We start from the raw sequence: 18616 nt of genomic DNA on the forward strand, positions 1-18616 counted from the left end.
TTGACGGAACGAATGTCAAGTATATGAAATTCATTCATCGATGGCTGACGCCGCGATTGATGAAAATGTTTTCATGGGAGGATGAAAATGAAAACCTATCTCTCAGGAGCCCTCGCACTGGCGCTGGCTACCGTTTCTTTCGCATGGGCCGGCGCGGCCATGGCGGAAACCAAGACGATCACCTTTCTGTTCACCGACGACGACCAGGCTTACGTCGAGCGGATGGAAGCGCTCAGCAAGGAATTCGAGACGGCGCATCCCGACGTCAAGGTCAATTTCGTCTCGTCGGGCTACGATGCGGTCGCCAAGCAGCTACCAGTACAGCTTGCCGTCGGCGAAGGCCCTGACATCGCCAAGATCACCGACTGGCAGCTTGCGCCTTATTACCTCGACATGCGTCCTTACATGAAGGACCCGGACGGTTTCGCCAAGCTGCACGGCGACAGCCTGAACACGCTTCGCTTCCCCGGCGTCAACGATCCGCAGTCGATCAATGGCTATATCGCCTCGCAGACCTTCAACCTGCCCTTCGTCAACAAGACGCTGTTCGAACAGGCCGGCGAACCGCTTCCGAAGCCCACCGCCACGTTGAAGGATATCGTCGAAGCCTCGGCGCGCGTCGCCAAGGCGACCGGCGCTCAGATCCCCTTCACGATGGATCGCTCGGGCCACCGCTTTTCCGGCGCGGCATTCTCCTACGGCTCGAACTACGTCAAGGACGGCAAGTTCTTCTTCCCCGACGATGCCGCCAAGCGTTATGTCACGGATCTCTACGGCTGGACGAAGGACGGCTCCTTCCCGAAGGAAATGTGGGGGGCGGCCGGCGGAACTCAGTACAAGAACATGGGCGACGAGTTCGTCAACGGCAACGTTGTGACCTATCTCGCCGGCAACTGGATGGTCAATCCGTTCCAGAAGAAGATCGGCGACGCCTTCGACTGGACGGCGATCAGCGCGCCGTGTGGCGATGCCGGTTGCTATGCGATGCCGGGCGGCACCGCGATCGTCGGCTTCAAGCGCACCAAGTCTCCGGAGGCCGTGGCCGCGTTTATCGAGTTCCTCGGCTCTGAAAAGGTCCAGCGTGAAATCGCTGAAAACTACGTCATCCTGACGGGCGCCGACATCAAGGACCCGCAATACAAGCTCGAAAGCAAGAATGCCAAGGAAGCGATGGCCGTCTTCCTCGGAAGCCGCAATAGCGTGCCGCAGGCAGCCCGGGACCTGGAACGCCTCAAGGGATCCTCCGCCATCTATCAGCTCATCGTCCAGAGGATGAGTCAGTTGATTGTCGGCGAGCTTTCCCTCGACGAGACCTTCAAGGCAATGAGTGCCGACGTCGACAAGGTCAACGTGGCGCTCGCCGCCAACAAGTAACGGCCGCGCCTGTCTCCCACAGATTGCGCGCTGCATCAGCCACGGCCTCGCAACGGGCCGTGGCTGATCGTTTTTTGCTTCTGCCTGCCGGCCTCTCCGACACTTCGATCTTCGAATTGTCGATGATCTGAACCACGCTACATCTGCCGCAAGGAAAGGTGGCGCTCTCGCCGTTCTCTGCCTCGGCGTGCAACTGCTCGGCAGCCTCGCTGCCTGGCGTTTGCTCTGAACCAACGGTCGAGTGCGAAGGCAAGCGCAGTCTCCGCACAGGCTGGCGAACGCATGGTGACACACGCCTCGGGAGAGGCTATAGCCGTTGTCAGCCTTCGCCGGCTCGCAGGCGCGATGGTCAAACCACATATGCCGGCAACCCGGTTACATCAGGCGATCCAGCGCTGCCTACCCTACAGAGGTGCATTTCCATGCCGATGGGCTCCGAGCATCCGCTGCGAAGGGAACTTCACAACGAGCTGCACGCGCGGCCATCGCTTTACTTCGACGGCGACACGGATGTGTGGCATGTCGCCATCGTCGGCGACAATGCCCCTCCTCAAATGCCCAATTCCCTGCCAGGACTGGAAGACGTCTCCACGACCCGCGAGGGCAACCACGGTATCGGCCGCATCGGCGACGGCCGGCTGAAGTGGGAGGCGCATACCGAGTTCCTGACCCTGACCTTCGTCGTTCCGGCATCGGCCGAACCCGGCAGCAACCCGCCGGAAGCCTTTCAGGCGTGCTGCCGCCAGATCGACGGGAAGGTCATCGCAGCCGTCCGGGTGCTGGTGCGCGACGAGAAGGACGGGCAGCGTCCGGAAAAACCGAGGCTCGACGATGTCGCCTCGCAAGTCGGCGGCGGCGACGCGGAAGTGCATTCGAACTTCCGCCTGACCGACAGCGGCTTCGTGGAATTCCTGTTTTTCAACCGCAACCTCAATGCCTATCGCACCGGCCGCATGGTCAGGCGTTTCCTGGAGATCGAGACATACCGGATGATGGCGTTGCTGGCGTTGCCGATGGCACGCGAGACGGTGTCGAAGCTTTCCATCTTCGACCGTCGCCTCGACCTGCTGATCGCGCACATGCAAAACGCGGTCAAGGTCGACAAAGCCCTGCTTTCCGAGGTCACCAAGCTCTCGTCGGATGTGCTCAACTTCTCAGCGCTCGCTCGCCACCGCTTCGGCGCGACGAAAGCCTATGCCGAGATCGTCGCAAGCAGAACGTCGGAGCTTCGCGAGGTGCGCGTCGAGCAGCGCCAGAGGATCGGCACCTTCATCGACCGGCGGTTTCAACCAGCCGTCCGCTCGGTCGAAGCCGCCGAACGCCGCCTCGACGAACTGGCCGAACGTGTGAGCCTGGCCGGAGACCTTCTCAGGACGACCGTGCAGGTTCAGCTCGAAGATCAGAACGCGTCGCTACTGACCTCGATGGAAGAGCGGGCGCGCATCCAGGTGCATATCCAGCAGGCGGTCGAAGGCTTCTCCGTCATCGCCATCACCTACTACACCGTCGGGCTGGCGAAGATCTGCCTGGAAAGCATTTCCGAACTGGGCGTCGACCCGCACATGGCGAAGCTCGCCGTTCTCGGCGCCATCCCGCTCGTGCTCTTCGCCGTCTGGACGGCAATTCGTCACGTTCGCAAAAGCATTGCCGGCGCACCGCACGCTCCGCCATCCGGGAGCCATTGACACCATACCAGACACGCGCTCGCCGCCGCCCTTTCGGGCGGCGGCGTTTGCTCGTATCGACAGGACGTCAGGATGCCAACGCGTAATGCCGATGCTCCGATGTCCGGCCGCTGCTCGTCCTGAAGCGCCGCAGCAGCTCGGCAAGGCTTTCGGTTTCATGCGTCAAGCTCTGGGCGGCGGCCGTGGTCTCTTCGACCATCGCGGCGTTCTGCTGCGTCACCTTATCCATCTGGTCGCCGGCGGCCGAGACCTCGCGCAGGCTCGTCGCCTGTTCGCGGGCGGCAACGGCGATCTCGGCCACGGTCGCATTCATGGCGGTGACCTGCTCGACGATCTGTTCGAGCGAGAGGCCGGATTCACCCACCAGCTGGACGCCGGTCTTGACCTGCGCCGAGGAGGTAGAGATCAGCTGCTTGATCTCCCTTGCCGCGTTGGCGGAGCGCTGGGCCAGCTCGCGGACTTCCTGGGCGACGACGGCAAAGCCCTTGCCTGCCTCGCCGGCCCGCGCCGCTTCCACGCCGGCATTCAGCGCCAGCAGGTTGGTCTGGAAGGCGATCTCATCGATGACGCTGATGATGTTGCCGATCTTGGACGATGAATTTTGAATTTCCGTCATCGCATCGATGGCACGGGCAACGATCTCGCCGCCCTTTTCGGCATTGGTGCGAGCGGTCGCCACGACTCCCTGGGCGCGGCTTGCGCCCTCAGCAGTTCCATTGACGCCGCGGGTCACCTCACCCAGCGCCGCGACGGTCTCCTCCAGCGAGGCTGCCTGCTGCTCGGTGCGGCGGGCGAGATCGTTGGAGGCGGTGGAGATTTCCGCAAGGCCGGACCGGATGGTGGCGACCGCGCGAATGACGGCGTCGACCGCCTCTTCTAGGCTCGCAACCGAATTGTTGAAATGATCCCGGATCCTGACATAGCGATGGTCGACTTCGCCGACGCGGACGGTGAGGTCGCCCTTCGAGAGTGCGTCCAGCCCGACTGAGATCTGGCGGAAGGCATGTTCCATCACCTGCGCGTCGCTGAGCCGCTCGGCCTCCTGGCGCAGTCGCTCTTCTTCGGCCGCCAGGCGGGCGCGTTCGGCATTGGCTTCCGCGATCAGCTTGGCGCGCCCCGTTTCCTGGAAAACCTTCAGCGAACGCGCCATGGCCCCCAGTTCGTGGCGATGTTCGACGCCCGTTATCACGATCCCCTCCTCACCGCGGGCAAGCTGCTCCATGGACTGGGCCATGTTGCGCACCGCCGAGGAAATCAGTCGGCCGACGAAATAGGAAAGCACGAGGCCGATGACGATCAAGAGACCGCTGATGAGCAGCGTCGCGCTGGTCGCGGAGGCAACCGTTGCGTCGACCGAACCGTCGAGGTTCTTCTGCGCGCCGGTCACTGCCGCCTGCAGATCCTTGAACTCACCTGATATCTTCGGCGCCAGCACATTCAACTGCGTCTGGCGGATATTGCCGGAAGCCTGCAGCACGTCCTTCATGTCGCCAAGACGGGCGGTGTAGTTCTGCATCAACTGGCCGGCGCCCATCAGGCGCTTCTTCTGCAGCTCGTTCTTTGCGGCTTTGGCGGCAGCATCGTTGAGCGCCACCGCTTCGGCGAGTGCTGCTTGCGCCGTGTCATAGGCGGCAAAATCGTTGGAGTGCACGAAGCGTTCGGAGAAATAGAGGCTGCGGTTCAAGGCCTCCAAAGTCGCCGCCGTCATCTGCAGCAGGGCGACGTCGTTCTGGCGCCAGGCGCTGCGCACGACGTCGTTGAGCGCGATGCTGGTCCAGGGGCCGAATTCGGTGACCTTGGAGATCAGCATGTCGCGCCGGGCCTGAAGGGAAACGATCTGTTCGAAAGCCTTGCCATAAGCGGTGATCTCCTGACGGATCGCCGCAAGGCCGGACTGCAGGTCCCTGTTGCCCGCAAAACGCGGATCGTCCGCCTCGAAGGCCTTCACGCCGGCGCGAAAGCTGTCGACCACAGCCTGAGTCGGCGTCGAGCGGAAGGCTTCCGCCGACATCTGAATCTCGTGCAGCTGGTCGCTGTAGTCGGAGATGGCGAGACTTTGGCCGGCAGTGGCGCGGTAGGAGGCGAAGATCGAGGCGAGCCCGTTCATGCCCGAGATCGCGCTGACCGTGAGCAGGCTCATCAACAGGATCAGCGGCACGAAGCCGGAGGTGATCTGCGCGCGAATGCCGAATTTATTCCAGAAATGCAACATCATAGTCCTCTTGTGCTCACTGGCTCTTCGGCAGATAGCTGGCAATGTTCTCAGGTGTGACGAGTTCGAAGGGAACGTTGTTTTCGCGCGGCACCTTCTCTTTGCGGATCAACTTCGTGGCGGCGTCGACAGCGGCGGCACCCTGTCCGACGGCGCTCTGGAGAATGGTCACGTCGAGATCTCCGGCCACCATCGCGGCGAGCGCGTCGTCGGTCGCGTCTACACCGGCGACGACGACGTCCTTCATCGGGATATTGTTCTTCTTCATGGCGCGGATCGCGCCGAGCGCCATCTCGTCATTATTGGCGATGACCGCATCGAACTTGACGCCGGCCGACAGCCATTCCTGCATCTGCTGGTCGGCATGATCGCTCGACCAATAGGCCGCCTGCCGCTCGACGATCTGAAGGCCCTTGCAATCCGGGGTGGCGATGACGTCTGATATATCCTGGGTGCGGGCACGGGCGGCGGCGTGGAAGGGTTCGCCCATCAGCACGACGACGCGGCCTTTGCCTTTAAGGAGCGCGCAGACCTGCTTGGTCTCCAGCGTTCCGGATTCCTTCTCGTTGGAGGCGACCACCACCTGATTGTCGGGCAGGTCCAGCAGGTTGGAAGGAATGTTGTTGATGTAGACCAGCGGAATGCCGGCATCTGCCGCCATCTTGGTCATTTGCGGCCCGAGGTCACCATCGGAGACGGCAAGGATGATCGCGTCGACCTTGTCGGCAATGAGTTTCTGCACCTGCTGCTTCTGGAGCTCGTTGTCGCCATTGGCATTCTCGGTGACGAGCTTGAGGCCGGATATCGTCTGCCCATGCGAGACGACGCCGTTCAGAAGCGCCGTCCTGAATTTGTCGAGACCGGACATCGAAACCCCGATCGTCTGGGCATGGGCAGCAGAGATCGATATCGCCAAGGCGATGGATGCAAGCGTGGCGGTTTTCATGAATTCCCCTGCACAATTCGGATATGAATGCGTTATTTCAAATTTTGGTTAAATTTTACTTTTCTTCCGGAACCAAAAGTTAAGCGCGAGGATATGATCTTGCGGCGGCAGGAGCGCCTTCTTCGATTGCGATCGACCGGACTTGAAGGGCATCACACCAAACTTGATGCAACGCGCTCGAATCTTTGTTCTTATGAAGATTAGCGTCCACCGAAGCCGGAACTGACGGTAATGCCCTTGTAGATTACCCTCTGCAGCACGATGGCCAGGACGATACCCGGAAGCATGGAGATCGTCGCACCGGCCATGATGTAGTTCCATGCGGTGCCCTGCTGTGTCTGGAACAGGGTGAGGCCGAGCGGCAGCGTGGCTTTTTCGACGCCGCTGGTGGCGATCAGCGGCCAGAGAAAGCTCTTCCACTGTGCAATGAAGGTGAACAGCGACAAGAGGCCGATGGCCGGCATGGCAAGCGGAACGATGACCGTGACCAGGATGCGCAGGCGTGAAGCCCCGTCCATCATCGCCGCCTCGTCGAGATCCTTGGGAATGCCGAGGATGAACTGCCGCAGCAGAAAGGTGCCGAAGGAGCTGAAGGCGACCGGCAGGATCATGCCGTGATAGGTGTTGATCCAGCCGAGCTTGCTGACGATGAGGAAGAGCGGGATGACAAGCATTATCTGCGGGATCATCAGCGTGCTGAGATAGGTAAGCAGCAGCCCCTCGCGGCCGGGAAACTTCAGCCGGGCGAAGGCGTAGGCGGAAAGGCAGGATACCGCAATCACGATCGCCGTCACACCGCAGGCAACCACGAAGGAATTCAACAGGAAGGTTCCGAACGGCAGGGAAACCAAGGCTTCGACGAATGTTCCCCAATGATACTCCTCAGGGAAGATGCGGACCGGCACGGCCATCACCTCGGCATTGGAGCGTACCGCGTTCGACACCATCCAGAAGAAGGGGAAGAGGAAAAGCAGCGCGATCAGCGAAAGCGCCGTGTAGCTGACGAAGGTGCCGACGCGCCGCAATATGCGGTGACGATGCTGAGACACGGAATGCGGATGCCGTGAGGTCGGATCAATCGTCATAATGCACCCATTTGCGCTGCATGTGGAATTGCAGGATAGTGAGCGCCATGATCATGACGAACATCACCCAGGCGAGAGCCGAGGCATAACCCATCTGGAAGTTGGTGAAGCCCTTCTGGTAGATGGCGAAACCAAGCGTCGCCGTTGCCGATCCCGGACCGCCGCGCGTCATCGCGAATATCTCGTCGAAGACCTGCAGCGAGGTGATCGCCGTCATGACGGTGCCAAAGAAGATGGTCGGCGAGATGAGCGGCAGGCGGATGCGCCAGAAGCGCTGCCAGGCATTGGCGCCGTCGATCGTCGCCGCCTCGAGATAATGCTTCGGCACCAGGTCGAGGGCGGCGTTGAACATCACGACGTTATAGCCGACATTCGCCCACAGGGTGACAAGCACGACCGCCTGCATGGCCCAGGTCGAGTTCAGCAGGAAATTCGGCAGGCCGAGGCCGAGCGCGCGGATGATGGTATCGGCCAGCCCGTCCGGCGTGAAGATCAGCAGCCAGACCACCGACGCCGCGATCGTCGGCGTGAAGGCCGGGAGGAAGAAGATCACCCGGAAGATCGCCTTGCCGCGCTTCAGGCTCGATATCCAGACCGCCAGCGTCAGCGAGACGATGATATTCAGCGCCAAATACTCGGCGGCGAAGAACAGCGTGTTGCTCAATACCGTGTAGAAGGCCGGATCGACAGTGAAGAGCCTGATATAATTCTGAAAGCCGACGAAGGACGGCGTCGAGATCAGCTGCCAGTTGGTAAAGCTGAGCGCCAGCGACGCCACGATCGGCAAGGCCATGAAGACCATGAAGCCGAGGAAACTCGGCAACAGGAACAGCATGGCTGTCTGCGTCTCCGGCTTCAGGAAGAGCCGGGGCCGACCGGGCTGCAAGGGAACTTCGGCAACAGCGCTTTGCGACATGTCTTCCTCCATGCGCGGCAGGTCCTGCCGCGGCGGCGCTAGCGCGTCCTGTCGGACGCGCTAGCTTTATTGCTGCGCGAGGCTCTGGATGGACTCCATCGTCTGCTTGGCGTCGACGCTGCCGGCGAAAGCCGGCGGGAAATACTGGTTGAAGAGGTTTTCCACCGCCGCCCAGTTGTTGGTGATCACGTAAGGCACGGAATGCGCCAGGGAATAGTCGATGGCCTCGCCGCCATTGGTGATGTCCTTGGCCGCCACTTTATACCAGGCCGATTGCGCCGCCGTGCGCGCCGGCAAGGCACGGCCTTGTTCGGCGAGATAGGACAAGGCTTCCGGGCTGGTCAGCACCTGGATCGCCTTCCAGGCCGCGTCCTTATTCTTGCTCGTCGTAGAAATGCCGAAACCGGAGCCTGCGGTGACGGCCGAAAGTTCGCCCTCATCGCGCGGCAGGGTGGTGAGGCCGATCTTGAACTTCGCCTGGTCCTTCATGCCGATGATCGACCAGGGGCCGTCGATATACATGGCAACATTGCCCGAATTGAACCGGCCCTGGACGACATCACCGGGATCCGCGCCACCCGAGGGGACCAGCGGCGCGATCTTATCCTTGGCAGCAAAGCCGATCATCCTGTCGGCAGCGGCAACTGCGCTCGCACTGGTCAAGTCGAGCGCACCGGCGTCGTTGACGTATTTATCGCCCCAGGCCGCGGCCAGGACCGAATAGTTGGTCGGGGTGATGCCGAAGCCGTACTTGCCGTCCTTCGTCAGCTTCTTGGCGGCATCGGTGAACTCAGCAAGCGTCCAGCCCGGCTTCGGCAGCGGAACGCCGGCGGCTTCAAGCGCGTCCTGATTATAATAGATGACCCATGGACCGACATCGTACGGCAGACCGTAAAGCTGTTTGTCGACGGACATGCTGCCGATGATCGAGGGGGTGAAGGCGCCGACGTTGAACTTATCGGTCTCGATCCGGTCATTCAGAGGCTCGAGCAGCGAATAGAAGTTCGGCATGCGTAGCGACTGCATGGAAACGATGTCGGCGAGCTGTCCCGATGCCGCCAGCACCGGCAGCCTTGTCCAGTAATCGACCCAGCCGGTCGTCGTCAGCGTTACCTTGATATCGGGATATTTGGCGGTCACCATCTCCGCCAGGTGCTGCCAGCTCTTGGTGTCGGTTTCGGAGCCGGTCCACATCTGCCAGGTCAGGTTGACCTGCTCGGCCGATGCGGCTGTCGCAAAAAGACTGCTGCCGAAAGCGGCAAGCAAAAGCGTTTTCTTCAGAACCTTCATGGGTTTCTCCTCCCTCCATGAACGCAAAGGACACGCGAGTGCGATCGAGCTTCACGCCTTTAGGATGATCTCGATCACCGGCACGGTAACGTCCGGGCGCCGGACCGGCAGTTCGAGCGTGATCATGCCTTCCGGCACCGTCACGCCGATATTGGAATCCACATCCCTGGTCTGGGCGAGCCAGCGGACCTCGCTGGCGTCGTGCAGGAACTGCGCATAGGCGATCCTGTCGGCGATGCCCTCGATGTGGATGTGGCGGTAAGGCCAGTTGTAGACATGCAGATAAAGACGATTGCCGCGCTGGGTATAACGGCAGCCAGCCGGCACCGGATGGCCGGATGGCCCCGCCCCATAGATGGAACGCCCATTGACGGCCATCCAGTTCTGATAGACCTCGAGCGCACTGATGGCGCGCGCATCGAGCGTGCCCCGGCCGGTCGGGCCGACATTCATCAGGAGATTGCCGCCGAGCGCGACGGAATCGATCAGCAGCTGGATGATCTGTTCCGGGCTCTTCCAGGTATCCTCGTCACGATGATAGCCCCAGGAGCCGCTGAAGGTATGGCAGGCTTCCCAGAGTACCCCCTGGCTGGCGATGGCCGGGGCCACGCGCGGCGTATATTGCTCCGGCGTCGTTACGTCGGGCAGGTTGCCCTCCGGCAGATCGAGGCGGTTGTTGACGATGATGCCGGGCTGCAGTTCGCGCACCAGATCGACCAGCCGCTCACTCTCCCAATCGGCGCGCCCCTTGCCGGGCAGGCCATGATAATCGCGCCCGGGATAGCTGAAATCGAACCAGATGATGTCGATGCGGCCGAAGCCGGTCAGAAGCTCGCGCACCTGTTCGCGCATATAGGCAGCGTAGTTGGCGATGTTACGGCCGGCATTCAGCGCCTTGGCGTCGGGATGGTTGCGTAGCGGATGGTGAACGTCGATCGGGAAATCGGGATGGTGCCAGTCAAGCAGCGAATAGTAGAAGCCGATCTTCAGCCCTTCGGCGCGGAAAGCTTCGACCAGCGGCGTGAGCAGATCTTTGCCACAGGGCGTGTTCGGCGCCTTGTAGTCCGTCAACTTGCTGTCCCAGAGGCAGAAGCCCTCATGATGCTTGGTCGTCACCACGACATATTTCATGCCGGCAAGACGTGCCCGCCGCGCCCACTCCTTGGGATCATAGAGATCGGGATCGAAATTGTCGAAATAGCGCTGGTAGTGGTCGTCGGTCAGCTCTTCCCGGTTCTTCAACCACTCGTGCCGGGCTCCCAAGGCATAGAGTCCCCAATGGATGAACATGCCCAGGCGATCCTGGCTGAACCACGCGTGTTTCTCCGCCCCTCCCGATGCCGGATTTTCCGGCTGGCGTTCCGAACTCGTCACAGGTTTCTCCTCCCTGTTTTCCGGCCCAACATCATATCGAACCGGTTCGGTAAATGATCATCTCGCCTGATCCGATGTCTGTCAAGACGAAATTCGCGATCATAAGTTCAGAAAGGAAGACCCCTGCGAACAGGTGATTTGCAGCATGAACGTTGCGCCGACCAATAAAATCGGACATAACAAGACATTAGAACCGGTTCGATAGCTATGACCACCATACGAGATGTCGCGCGCCTTGCGGGGGTTTCAATCTCGACCGTCTCGCTCGCGCTCAACAGCCCGAAGCGGGTCGGCGCCGAGACGCTCGACCGCATCCTGCAGGCGATAAAATCGACCGGTTATCGCATCGACCCGGTGGCCCAGACGCTGGCGCGCGGACGCAGCTCGCTGATCGGTTTCGTCTCGGCCAATCTCGGCAACATGTTCTTCGGCGACATCCGGCGAGAGATCGAGCACCAGGCGCTCGATCACGGTTATTTCGTCCTGATCGCCGACTCCTCCGGCAGGGCCGATCTCGAACGGGCGCTGCTGGAGCGGCTGGAGGCGCAGAAGATTGCCGGCATTGCGCTGGCGGCAAACGGACGCGGCGAGGAGTACGCCACATTCCTGCGCGACTTCAAAACCCCGATCGTGATGTTCGACCAGAAGGTGGAGGGCGCCGAGCGCGATTTTGTCGGTTCCGACAACCCGCTGACCACCACCATCCTGACGGAACATTTGCTGCAGCTCGGCCATAGGCGCATCGGCTTCATTTCCGGGCCGAGCGGTCTGCACACCGCCGACGAGCGCCTGAAGGGCTTCATGGATACGATGGCCGGCGCTGGCGTGGACATCGACCCTTCGCTGGTGGTCGAAGGCGGCTACACCAGAACCGGCGGCCACGCGCAGGCGATGCGCCTGCTCACCCGCCGCGATCGGCCGACCGCCATCATCGGCGCCAATAACATGACGGGTCTCGCAGCACTTCAGGTCATGCAGGAGATGGGTTTCCGCTGCCCCGACGACGTGTCGCTGGCGATGGTCGACGACGTGCCGTGGAGTAACGTCATCACACCGCGCATCACCATGGTGGTGCAGGATGCGCAGAAGCTTGGCGAACTGGCAGCGCAGCGCCTGCTGGCAAGAATAGCAAGTCCGGAGGGTGCCGCCGCGCCGCCGCAGGACTTCATCCTGACGCCGAGATTTGTGCGCGGGGAGTCGACCAGGCGGTTGTGAGTGCCTGCCTGAATTCCATTAACTAGGCAATGAAACCGGCTTGTCGCCGTCGAGGCCATCGGCCCAGGCCTGGACCGACCGGTGATCAACGGCATTGCCCTCGTCCACGTCGGCCAGCGCCTCCAGCGTCAAACGCCGGCGCTTATCCCTAAGCGGCAGTGGAACTTGTGCGGTCGGCACATCGGTCTTCATCGAAGCTTCCTCGTCAATCGTCGCCCGATCATAGCTGCCGACACTGGTCATCTGCAAACCAGGCAAGAAACAAGCGGCCACGTATTCATCCATTGAAAGACGGATAAATTTGTCATACATGTGTGATGAATCGTGAATGCTGAGGTTTGGGCGGCATTCGGATCAAAGCCGATGCGGGGGTCAGGCGTGGCTATGCAGATGAAGGATCGCAGCAAAGGCTCCGGGTCGCTGGTCACACAGGTCGGCGAAAGCCTCCGGCAAGCCATATTGAGCGGCCAATATTCCGCCGGCGACAAGCTTCCGAGTGAACATGAGTTGACCGAAACACACGGCGTCAGCCGGACCGTCGTGCGTGAGGCGGTGGCAGCACTTCGCTCCGACGGGCTTGTCGAGGTGCGCCAGGGAGCGGGTATCTTCGTACTCGGTGCCGATCCGGCGCTCTCCGCGCGGAAAGTCGACAAGGCCCGCGTCGCCTCCGATCTTGAGGTACTCGAGATCAGAACACCTGTCGAAATCGAGGCGGCCGGCCTTGCAGCCTTACGCCGCTCGCCGGCACAGGAGGAAGCGATATTCGAATGCCACCGGAAAATCCTCCGGTGCATCGAGAGTGATCAATCCATTCGCGATGCGGATCTCGAGCTCCATGCCGCGATTGCGGAAGCGACGAACAATCCGCTGTTCAGGCAGTTCCTGGAGTCCCAGGGTTCGGCGATCATCCCGCAGTCGAGGCTCGTCCCCGAAACGAGGACGGCCGAACAGACCGCCTATCGAAAGCTGATCCACAGGGAGCACGAGGCGATCGTCGTCGCCATCTCGGACAGGGATGATCAAGCTGCCCGCAACGCCATGCGCGACCATCTGGTCGGCAGCCAGGCGAGGTACCGCAATCTGCTGAGGGATCTGCGAAGCTTTACGAGCTGACATCTGATCCCAAGCACTCACACGTCCTAGCCGGTCGTCAGGTGACCATGACGGCCGCGGGCAAGTCGTCTCACGATTTTCATGTTGAAGCGGTTGCCGCGAGGGCCGAACGCTGCCGATGCGCTCGGAAAAGTATATGTCTGCGATACATGTCTGTGGAAGGGACGGCGTATCCGGCTCAGGAAATGCTAGTGCAGTCATTGATGCATGGACGGGATTGGACGGGCTGCCTGCCCGTCTGCGGCTGAAAGCTAGTTGAAAGCTTCGACGTCATAGGAAGAGGCGGCATCGTGGAGGAGACACGGTCAAGGTGGCGAGACGACGATGCACGCAACCACAAGGAGGAGATTTCCATGCGTTCTACACGCAGCCTTTTTCACACCGTCGCTTTTTCTACGCTTCTCGCCGCAGCATCTTTCGCTACGAGCGCCGCAAACGCAGCTGACAAGATCACTATCATGGTCGGCGGTTATGAGAAGCAGATCTATCTGCCCGCCAAACTTGCCGAATCGCTCGGATACTTCAAGGACGAGGGTCTCGACGTCGAGCTCCTGAACGAAGCGGCCGGCGTCGATGCCGAAAACCAGCTTCTGGCGGGCGCCGTCCAGGGTGTCGTCGGCTTCTACGACCATTGTGTGGATCTGCAGGCGAAAGGCAAATTTGTCGAATCCATCGTCCAGTTCAGCCAGGCGCCGGGCGAGGTCGAGATGGTCTCGAGCAAGCATCCTGACATCAAATCTCCGGCCGACTTCAAAGGTAAGAACCTCGGCGTCACCGGTCTCGGCTCGTCCACCAACTTCCTAACCCTCTTCATGGCCTCGAAGGCAGGCCTGAAGCCCGGTGATGTCGTCACGGTTCCAGTCGGCGCCGGCGGCACCTTCATCGCTGCCATGCAACAGGATCAGATCCAGGCCGGCATGACGACCGAGCCGACAATCTCGCGCATGATCAAGACAGGCGAGGCGAGCGTGCTCGTCGACATGCGCACGGTCGAGTCGACCCGTCAGGCGCTCGGCGGTACCTATCCGGCCGCATCGCTCTACATGGAAGCGTCCTGGGTCGACGCGCACAAGGAAGAAGCACAGAAGCTCGCCAACGCCTTCGTCAAAACACTGCGCTATATCAACACGCATTCAGCCGCCGAGATCGCGGACAAGATGCCGAAGGACTTCTACGTCGGCGACAAGGACGGCTACATCAAGGCTCTCGGCGACGGCAAGGGCATGTTCACACCGGATGGCGTCATGCCGGAAGACGGTCCGAAGACCGTGCTTGCCGTGCTCTCGGAGTTCTCCAAGAACGTCAAGGGCAAGCAGATCGACCTTTCCAAGACCTACACGACGGAATTCGTCAAGAACGTCAAGTAAGGCGTCGCGTCGCCTCCGCTCCCAACCGGAAGCGACCTCCCATCGATCCATGGGCATTGCGTGCACGCGCCCAAAGCACGCCTCAGGTATCATCATGCAACATGACCAGAACCAGATTCCGGCGATCGAGCTGATCAATGTCAGCCGCCGCTTCGTCTCGCCGACCGGCAAGTCTCTTACGGCCTTGCGTGATTTCAATATGACGGTTGCCCGCGGGGAGTTCGTCGCCGTCGTCGGCCCTACCGGATGCGGCAAATCGACGACGCTCAATCTCGTAACGGGTCTTGCGCGCCCGAGTGCCGGTGAAGTCCGGCTGATGGGCGGCCCGATCAGCGGCATCGACCCGCGTGTCGGCTTCGCGTTCCAGACCGACGCGCTCTTTCCCTGGAGGAACGTCATCGACAACGTCATGGCCGGTCCGCTGTTTCGAGGCAAGTCGCGCACTGAAGCAGAAAAGAGCGCACGCGACTGGCTCGCCCGTGTCGGCCTTTCGAAGTTTCTCCATCATTATCCCCACCAGCTTTCTGGCGGTATGCGGAAGCGCGTCTCGCTCGCGCAGACCTTCATCAACGAGCCTGAGATCCTGCTGATGGACGAGCCGTTTTCGGCTCTCGACGTGCAGACCCGCACCGTCATGCACGAAGAGCTGTTGAAACTGTGGGCGGAGCGCAAGGCCTCGGTGGTGTTCGTCACCCATGATCTCGAAGAGGCGGTCGCCCTTGCCGACAAGGTCTATGTCCTGACCGCCGGCCCCGCGACGGTCAAGTCGGTCTACACGATCGATCTCCCCCGCCCGCGCGTCGTCTCGGAAATCCGCTACGAGCAGAACTTCATCGACTACTGCAGGACGATCTGGGAGGACCTCCGCGAAGAGGTCGAGACCAGCTACCGTCGCGCGAGCGAAGTGGCCTGAGGGAGGATATCATGGCACACACTACTCTTGAGGCCGGTTCGGCCACCCTATTTCGGCCGGGCACGTCGGACACGGAAATCGAGGCGTCGGCGCTGAAGGCGATGCGCCGGCGCAAGACGCTGGTGCGCTTCTGGCAGATCGCCATCCTGGTCTTCGTGATCGGCATGTGGGAACTCTCTTCCAACATGCAGTGGATCGATCCGTTCTTCTATTCGAGCCCGAGCGGCGTCGTTCAGCGCCTTTACGAATGGGCAACCGAAGGCACCACGGAAGGTTCGCTCTGGTATAATCTATGGGTGACGATGGAGGAGGCTTTGATCGGCTTCTTCGCGGGTTCGATCACCGGCGTCTTCGTCGGCATTGGCCTTGGCCGCAACCGCTTCCTGTCGGACATTTTCTCCGTCTATATCAAGGCGATCAACTCGATACCGCGCGTCGTTCTCGCCCCCATCTTCATCATGATCATGGGTCTCGGCCTGCCCTCCAAGGTTGCTCTCGCCTTCATCATGGTATTCTTCGTGGTATTCGCAAACGCCTTCCAAGGCGTGCGCGAGGCCGACCGTAATATGATCGCCAATGCCCGCATCCTCGGCGCCTCGGACTGGCAGGTCACCCGCACGGTGATCATTCCCTCGGCGATGAGCTGGATCTTCGCCAGTCTGCATGTGTCCTTCGGTTTCGCGATCATCGGCGCGATCGTCGGCGAATTCGTCGGCGCCCGGTTCGGGATTGGTCAGCTCATCTCGATCGCCAAGGGTACGTTCGACGCCGCCGGCATGTTCGCGGCAATCCTCCTCGTCATGGTCGTCACGCTTTTTGCCGAATACATCATGACATTGATCGAGAACCGTCTGGCGAAATGGCGTCCGCAACAGCACCTCGATACCCAGTGATCAAATCGGCCTCCTCCCAAGGCAGATAGAGAAGAAGGCCGGGTGCCATGCCCGGCCTTCTTCATTTGACGCGCTCGAGTTTAAGCGAGCGGAAGCCGTACCGTCACGATGAGCCCGCCGCCGCCTTCCGCATCATCGAGCGAGACTGAACCTCCTGCACCTTCGACAACCTCCCGAACGATCGACAACCCCAGACCGCTCCCCTCAGCTTCGGTCCCCATGATCCGGTAGAACCGTTCGAAAACCTGCTCGCGCTCCCCGCTCGGAATACCCGGCCCGTTGTCCTCGACGGTCACGACGGCATTGCCGTCCGCCTGCCCGACGGCGACGGTCACCCGTCCATTCGGGCGGGTATAGCGGATCGCGTTGTCTATGAGGTTGACCAACATCTCGCGCAACATCGTCTCGTCGCCGTCGACAATGACCGGGCGGACCGCTTCCAGACCGACGTCGATGTTGCGCCTGAGCGCCTCTTCGGCATGCGCTTCCAGGATCTCGCGGGCAGCCTTGCTGAGGTCTGTCGCATCGCTGCGCGGGCGCCGGCTTCCGGGCTCGGCCCGCGACAAGGTAAGAAGCTGGCTGGCGAGACGCGAAATCTGCTTCGTGCTGGTGCGAAGGGCGACAAGCGCCTCGTCACGGCGAGCCGGATCAGCTTCCCGGGCCGCCACGCTCGCCTGCGTCGAAATCAGCGCGAGCGGCGTTCGGAGCTGATGCGCGGCATTCGATACGAACCGTCGCTGCGCGGCCATCTGGTTCTGGACGCGCTCCATATGGTCGTTCAGGGCATGGACGAGCGGCTGCAGTTCGCTCTGCACCATTTCCGGCGGCAGCGGATCAAGACGATGGCGGCCGCGCTGGCGCACGGCGTCCCGCAGTCTCAGAGCGGGCGCCAGACCCCGTTGAAGCCCGAGGATGGTCACCAGGCTCGCGACGAAGACGAGCACGAACTGCTTCGAAAAGTCCGAAAGCCACAATTGCCGTCGCATCGCATATTGGCTGTTATGCGTAACGGCGACGGTCACGGAGATCGTGCCGTCATCGGGCAGGCCGACGACAGGATGGTCGAGCATCATGACACGCACATCGGCACCATGGAACGCGCGATCGGCGCCTGCCCGCTGGACGGCCGGCAACGGCAAGTCGGGAAAGCCGCTGACCAGACTGCCCCACGCGGTGATCACCTGGTAAGATACCCGGTCGCCGAAGCCTGTATCAAACATCTCCAGCGCGGAAGGCGGCACGTCCACCTGGACATTGCCGCCCTCGTCGACGCGGACGGCCTCGGCAATGACGCGGGCCGAGGCCAGAAGTGTTCGATCCGTCACCAGCTTTGCCGTAGCATCCGCCGTCCAGAAGCTGTCGTAAAGATTGAAGCCGATCGCGCCGAACAGGGTCATCAGCACCCAGCAGAGCAATTGTACCCTCAAGCTGTGGCTGAGCCGCGCGATCGCCGCGCCGACCTTTGTAACGAGGCTACTGGACATGTCGGAGGAGATAACCGAGCCCGCGCAACGTCGCAATCTGAGCCGAACTGCTCTCCAGTTTCTTTCGCAGCCTGTGGACGTAGATTTCAATGGCGCTCGGATCCGCCTCGTCGTCGAAACCGAAGACGCTTTCAGAAAGCGCGGCTTTCGAAACCGTGATGCCATGCTTCATGACGAGCTGCTCGAGAACGGCATATTCGCGCGGCGTCAATTGCAGCGGCTCGCCTGCGACGAAAAACTGCCGCGTTCCACCAGAAAAAAGCAGGTTGCCGACGGTGATTTCCGACGAGGCCCGATCCTGGCCGCGGCGGACCACCGCACGGATCCTCGCTTCGAGCTCGGCGATTTCGAAGGGCTTGGCGAGATAGTCGTCGGCACCGCTGTCGAGCCCCGCCACACGGCCGTCCAGGCTGGCATTCGCGGTCAGGATGATGACCGGCAGCTTGCTCCCGGACTGCCGCAATCGCTTCAAAAGCGTTAACCCGTCAAGTTTGGGCAGCGCAAGATCGAGGATCATCGCCGAATACTCCGCCACCTTGAGCAAATGCTCGGCGTCCTCGCCGTCATGAGCAATGTCGATAGCATATTGCGCCTGTCGCAGGGCTTTACCCAGCCAGGCCGCCAGATCCTTGTTGTCCTCCACCACAAGCAGTCTCATCCGACCTCCTTAGCATGTGCGGACGGTCTGGCGGAAGCTTGACCCGATTTCCTCCGCCGAGGCCTGGCATCCATGGCGCGAATTGTCCGTT

At 61.2% G+C, this 18616-nt stretch carries 15 protein-coding genes and 1 pseudogene; 7 read left to right on the forward strand and 9 right to left on the reverse strand.

Annotation, left to right across the window (positions count from 1 at the left end):
• The first annotated feature begins 87 nt into the window (after nt 1-87).
• Nucleotides 88-1374: an ABC transporter substrate-binding protein gene (locus HFO99_RS21765; RefSeq protein WP_222247642.1), complete on the forward strand. Its 1287-nt coding sequence runs from the start codon at nt 88-90 to the stop codon at nt 1372-1374.
• Between the two features lie 422 nt (nt 1375-1796).
• A complete protein-coding gene (locus HFO99_RS21770) occupies nt 1797-3059 on the forward strand; it encodes a DUF3422 domain-containing protein (RefSeq protein ID WP_222247640.1) in 1263 nt (420 codons plus the stop codon).
• 67 nt (nt 3060-3126) lie between these two features.
• On the opposite strand, the gene HFO99_RS21775 is transcribed toward HFO99_RS21770, so the two are convergent.
• The 6 genes from HFO99_RS21775 to HFO99_RS21800 form a co-directional block, all read right to left on the reverse strand.
• A complete protein-coding gene (locus HFO99_RS21775) occupies nt 3127-5271 on the reverse strand; it encodes a methyl-accepting chemotaxis protein (protein WP_222363528.1) in 2145 nt (714 codons plus the stop codon).
• Between the two features lie 16 nt (nt 5272-5287).
• Entirely contained in the window at nt 5288-6217 is a 930-nt protein-coding gene (locus HFO99_RS21780) for a substrate-binding domain-containing protein (protein WP_222363530.1), read from the reverse strand.
• A gap of 200 nt (nt 6218-6417) precedes the next feature.
• Nucleotides 6418-7302, reverse strand: coding sequence for a carbohydrate ABC transporter permease (locus HFO99_RS21785; RefSeq protein ID WP_222363532.1), 885 nt, complete (start codon nt 7300-7302; stop codon nt 6418-6420).
• Nucleotides 7292-8218 carry a carbohydrate ABC transporter permease gene (locus HFO99_RS21790; RefSeq protein ID WP_222363534.1) on the reverse strand — a complete coding sequence of 309 codons (927 nt, stop codon included), beginning with the start codon at nt 8216-8218 and terminating at the stop codon, nt 7292-7294. The genes HFO99_RS21785 and HFO99_RS21790 overlap by 11 nt, the downstream gene beginning before the upstream one ends.
• 66 nt (nt 8219-8284) lie before the next feature.
• Nucleotides 8285-9508, reverse strand: coding sequence for an ABC transporter substrate-binding protein (locus HFO99_RS21795; RefSeq protein ID WP_222363536.1), 1224 nt, complete (start codon nt 9506-9508; stop codon nt 8285-8287).
• Between the two features lie 51 nt (nt 9509-9559).
• Complete coding sequence (locus HFO99_RS21800) at nt 9560-10882, reverse strand: alpha-L-fucosidase (protein WP_222363538.1); 1323 nt, start codon at nt 10880-10882, stop codon at nt 9560-9562.
• Nucleotides 10883-11089: 207 nt separating this feature from the next.
• Here HFO99_RS21800 and HFO99_RS21805 point away from each other — a divergent pair, with 207 nt between their 5' ends.
• Nucleotides 11090-12097 carry a LacI family DNA-binding transcriptional regulator gene (locus tag HFO99_RS21805; RefSeq protein ID WP_222363540.1) on the forward strand — a complete coding sequence of 336 codons (1008 nt, stop codon included), beginning with the start codon at nt 11090-11092 and terminating at the stop codon, nt 12095-12097.
• Between the two features lie 18 nt (nt 12098-12115).
• On the opposite strand, the gene HFO99_RS21810 is transcribed toward HFO99_RS21805, so the two are convergent.
• Nucleotides 12116-12409 carry a hypothetical protein gene (locus HFO99_RS21810; RefSeq protein WP_222363704.1) on the reverse strand — a complete coding sequence of 98 codons (294 nt, stop codon included), beginning with the start codon at nt 12407-12409 and terminating at the stop codon, nt 12116-12118.
• A gap of 26 nt (nt 12410-12435) precedes the next feature.
• Between HFO99_RS21810 and HFO99_RS21815 the strand changes: the two are divergent.
• The 4 genes and pseudogenes from HFO99_RS21815 (at nt 12436) to HFO99_RS21830 (ending at nt 16383) form a co-directional block, all read left to right on the forward strand.
• A pseudogene (locus tag HFO99_RS21815) lies at nt 12436-13210 on the forward strand (FadR/GntR family transcriptional regulator).
• Nucleotides 13211-13563: 353 nt separating this feature from the next.
• Nucleotides 13564-14577 carry an ABC transporter substrate-binding protein gene (locus tag HFO99_RS21820; RefSeq protein ID WP_222363544.1) on the forward strand — a complete coding sequence of 338 codons (1014 nt, stop codon included), beginning with the start codon at nt 13564-13566 and terminating at the stop codon, nt 14575-14577.
• Between the two features lie 94 nt (nt 14578-14671).
• Nucleotides 14672-15490 carry an ABC transporter ATP-binding protein gene (locus HFO99_RS21825; RefSeq protein ID WP_222363546.1) on the forward strand — a complete coding sequence of 273 codons (819 nt, stop codon included), beginning with the start codon at nt 14672-14674 and terminating at the stop codon, nt 15488-15490.
• 11 nt (nt 15491-15501) lie between these two features.
• A complete protein-coding gene (locus HFO99_RS21830; RefSeq protein ID WP_222363548.1) occupies nt 15502-16383 on the forward strand; it encodes an ABC transporter permease in 882 nt (293 codons plus the stop codon).
• Nucleotides 16384-16463: 80 nt separating this feature from the next.
• On the opposite strand, the gene HFO99_RS21835 is transcribed toward HFO99_RS21830, so the two are convergent.
• On the reverse strand, nt 16464-17867 hold the full coding sequence (locus tag HFO99_RS21835; RefSeq protein ID WP_222363550.1) for a sensor histidine kinase: 1404 nt from the start codon (nt 17865-17867) through the stop codon (nt 16464-16466).
• Nucleotides 17857-18525: a response regulator gene (locus tag HFO99_RS21840; protein WP_222331866.1), complete on the reverse strand. Its 669-nt coding sequence runs from the start codon at nt 18523-18525 to the stop codon at nt 17857-17859. The genes HFO99_RS21835 and HFO99_RS21840 overlap by 11 nt, the downstream gene beginning before the upstream one ends.
• Between the last annotated feature and the right edge of the window lie 91 nt (nt 18526-18616).

The organism is Rhizobium leguminosarum, from assembly GCF_019798305.1.
GTDB classification, from domain to species: Bacteria; Pseudomonadota; Alphaproteobacteria; order Rhizobiales; family Rhizobiaceae; genus Rhizobium; species Rhizobium leguminosarum_U.

Bases quoted from the DNA above. Each gene is read 5' to 3' on its own strand.
- HFO99_RS21765 (WP_222247642.1), top strand. From the start codon at position 88: ATGAAAACCTATCTCTCAGGAGCCCTCGCACTGGCGCTGGCTACCGTT.
- HFO99_RS21770 (WP_222247640.1), top strand. From the start codon at position 1,797: ATGCCGATGGGCTCCGAGCATCCGCTGCGAAGGGAACTTCACAACGAG.
- HFO99_RS21775 (WP_222363528.1), bottom strand. From the start codon at position 5,271: ATGTTGCATTTCTGGAATAAATTCGGCATTCGCGCGCAGATCACCTCC.
- HFO99_RS21780 (WP_222363530.1), bottom strand. From the start codon at position 6,217: ATGAAAACCGCCACGCTTGCATCCATCGCCTTGGCGATATCGATCTCT.
- HFO99_RS21785 (WP_222363532.1), bottom strand. From the start codon at position 7,302: ATGACGATTGATCCGACCTCACGGCATCCGCATTCCGTGTCTCAGCAT.
- HFO99_RS21790 (WP_222363534.1), bottom strand. From the start codon at position 8,218: ATGTCGCAAAGCGCTGTTGCCGAAGTTCCCTTGCAGCCCGGTCGGCCC.
- HFO99_RS21795 (WP_222363536.1), bottom strand. From the start codon at position 9,508: ATGAAGGTTCTGAAGAAAACGCTTTTGCTTGCCGCTTTCGGCAGCAGT.
- HFO99_RS21805 (WP_222363540.1), top strand. From the start codon at position 11,090: ATGACCACCATACGAGATGTCGCGCGCCTTGCGGGGGTTTCAATCTCG.
- HFO99_RS21810 (WP_222363704.1), bottom strand. From the start codon at position 12,409: ATGTATGACAAATTTATCCGTCTTTCAATGGATGAATACGTGGCCGCT.
- HFO99_RS21820 (WP_222363544.1), top strand. From the start codon at position 13,564: ATGCGTTCTACACGCAGCCTTTTTCACACCGTCGCTTTTTCTACGCTT.
- HFO99_RS21825 (WP_222363546.1), top strand. From the start codon at position 14,672: ATGCAACATGACCAGAACCAGATTCCGGCGATCGAGCTGATCAATGTC.
- HFO99_RS21830 (WP_222363548.1), top strand. From the start codon at position 15,502: ATGGCACACACTACTCTTGAGGCCGGTTCGGCCACCCTATTTCGGCCG.
- HFO99_RS21835 (WP_222363550.1), bottom strand. From the start codon at position 17,867: ATGTCCAGTAGCCTCGTTACAAAGGTCGGCGCGGCGATCGCGCGGCTC.
- HFO99_RS21840 (WP_222331866.1), bottom strand. From the start codon at position 18,525: ATGAGACTGCTTGTGGTGGAGGACAACAAGGATCTGGCGGCCTGGCTG.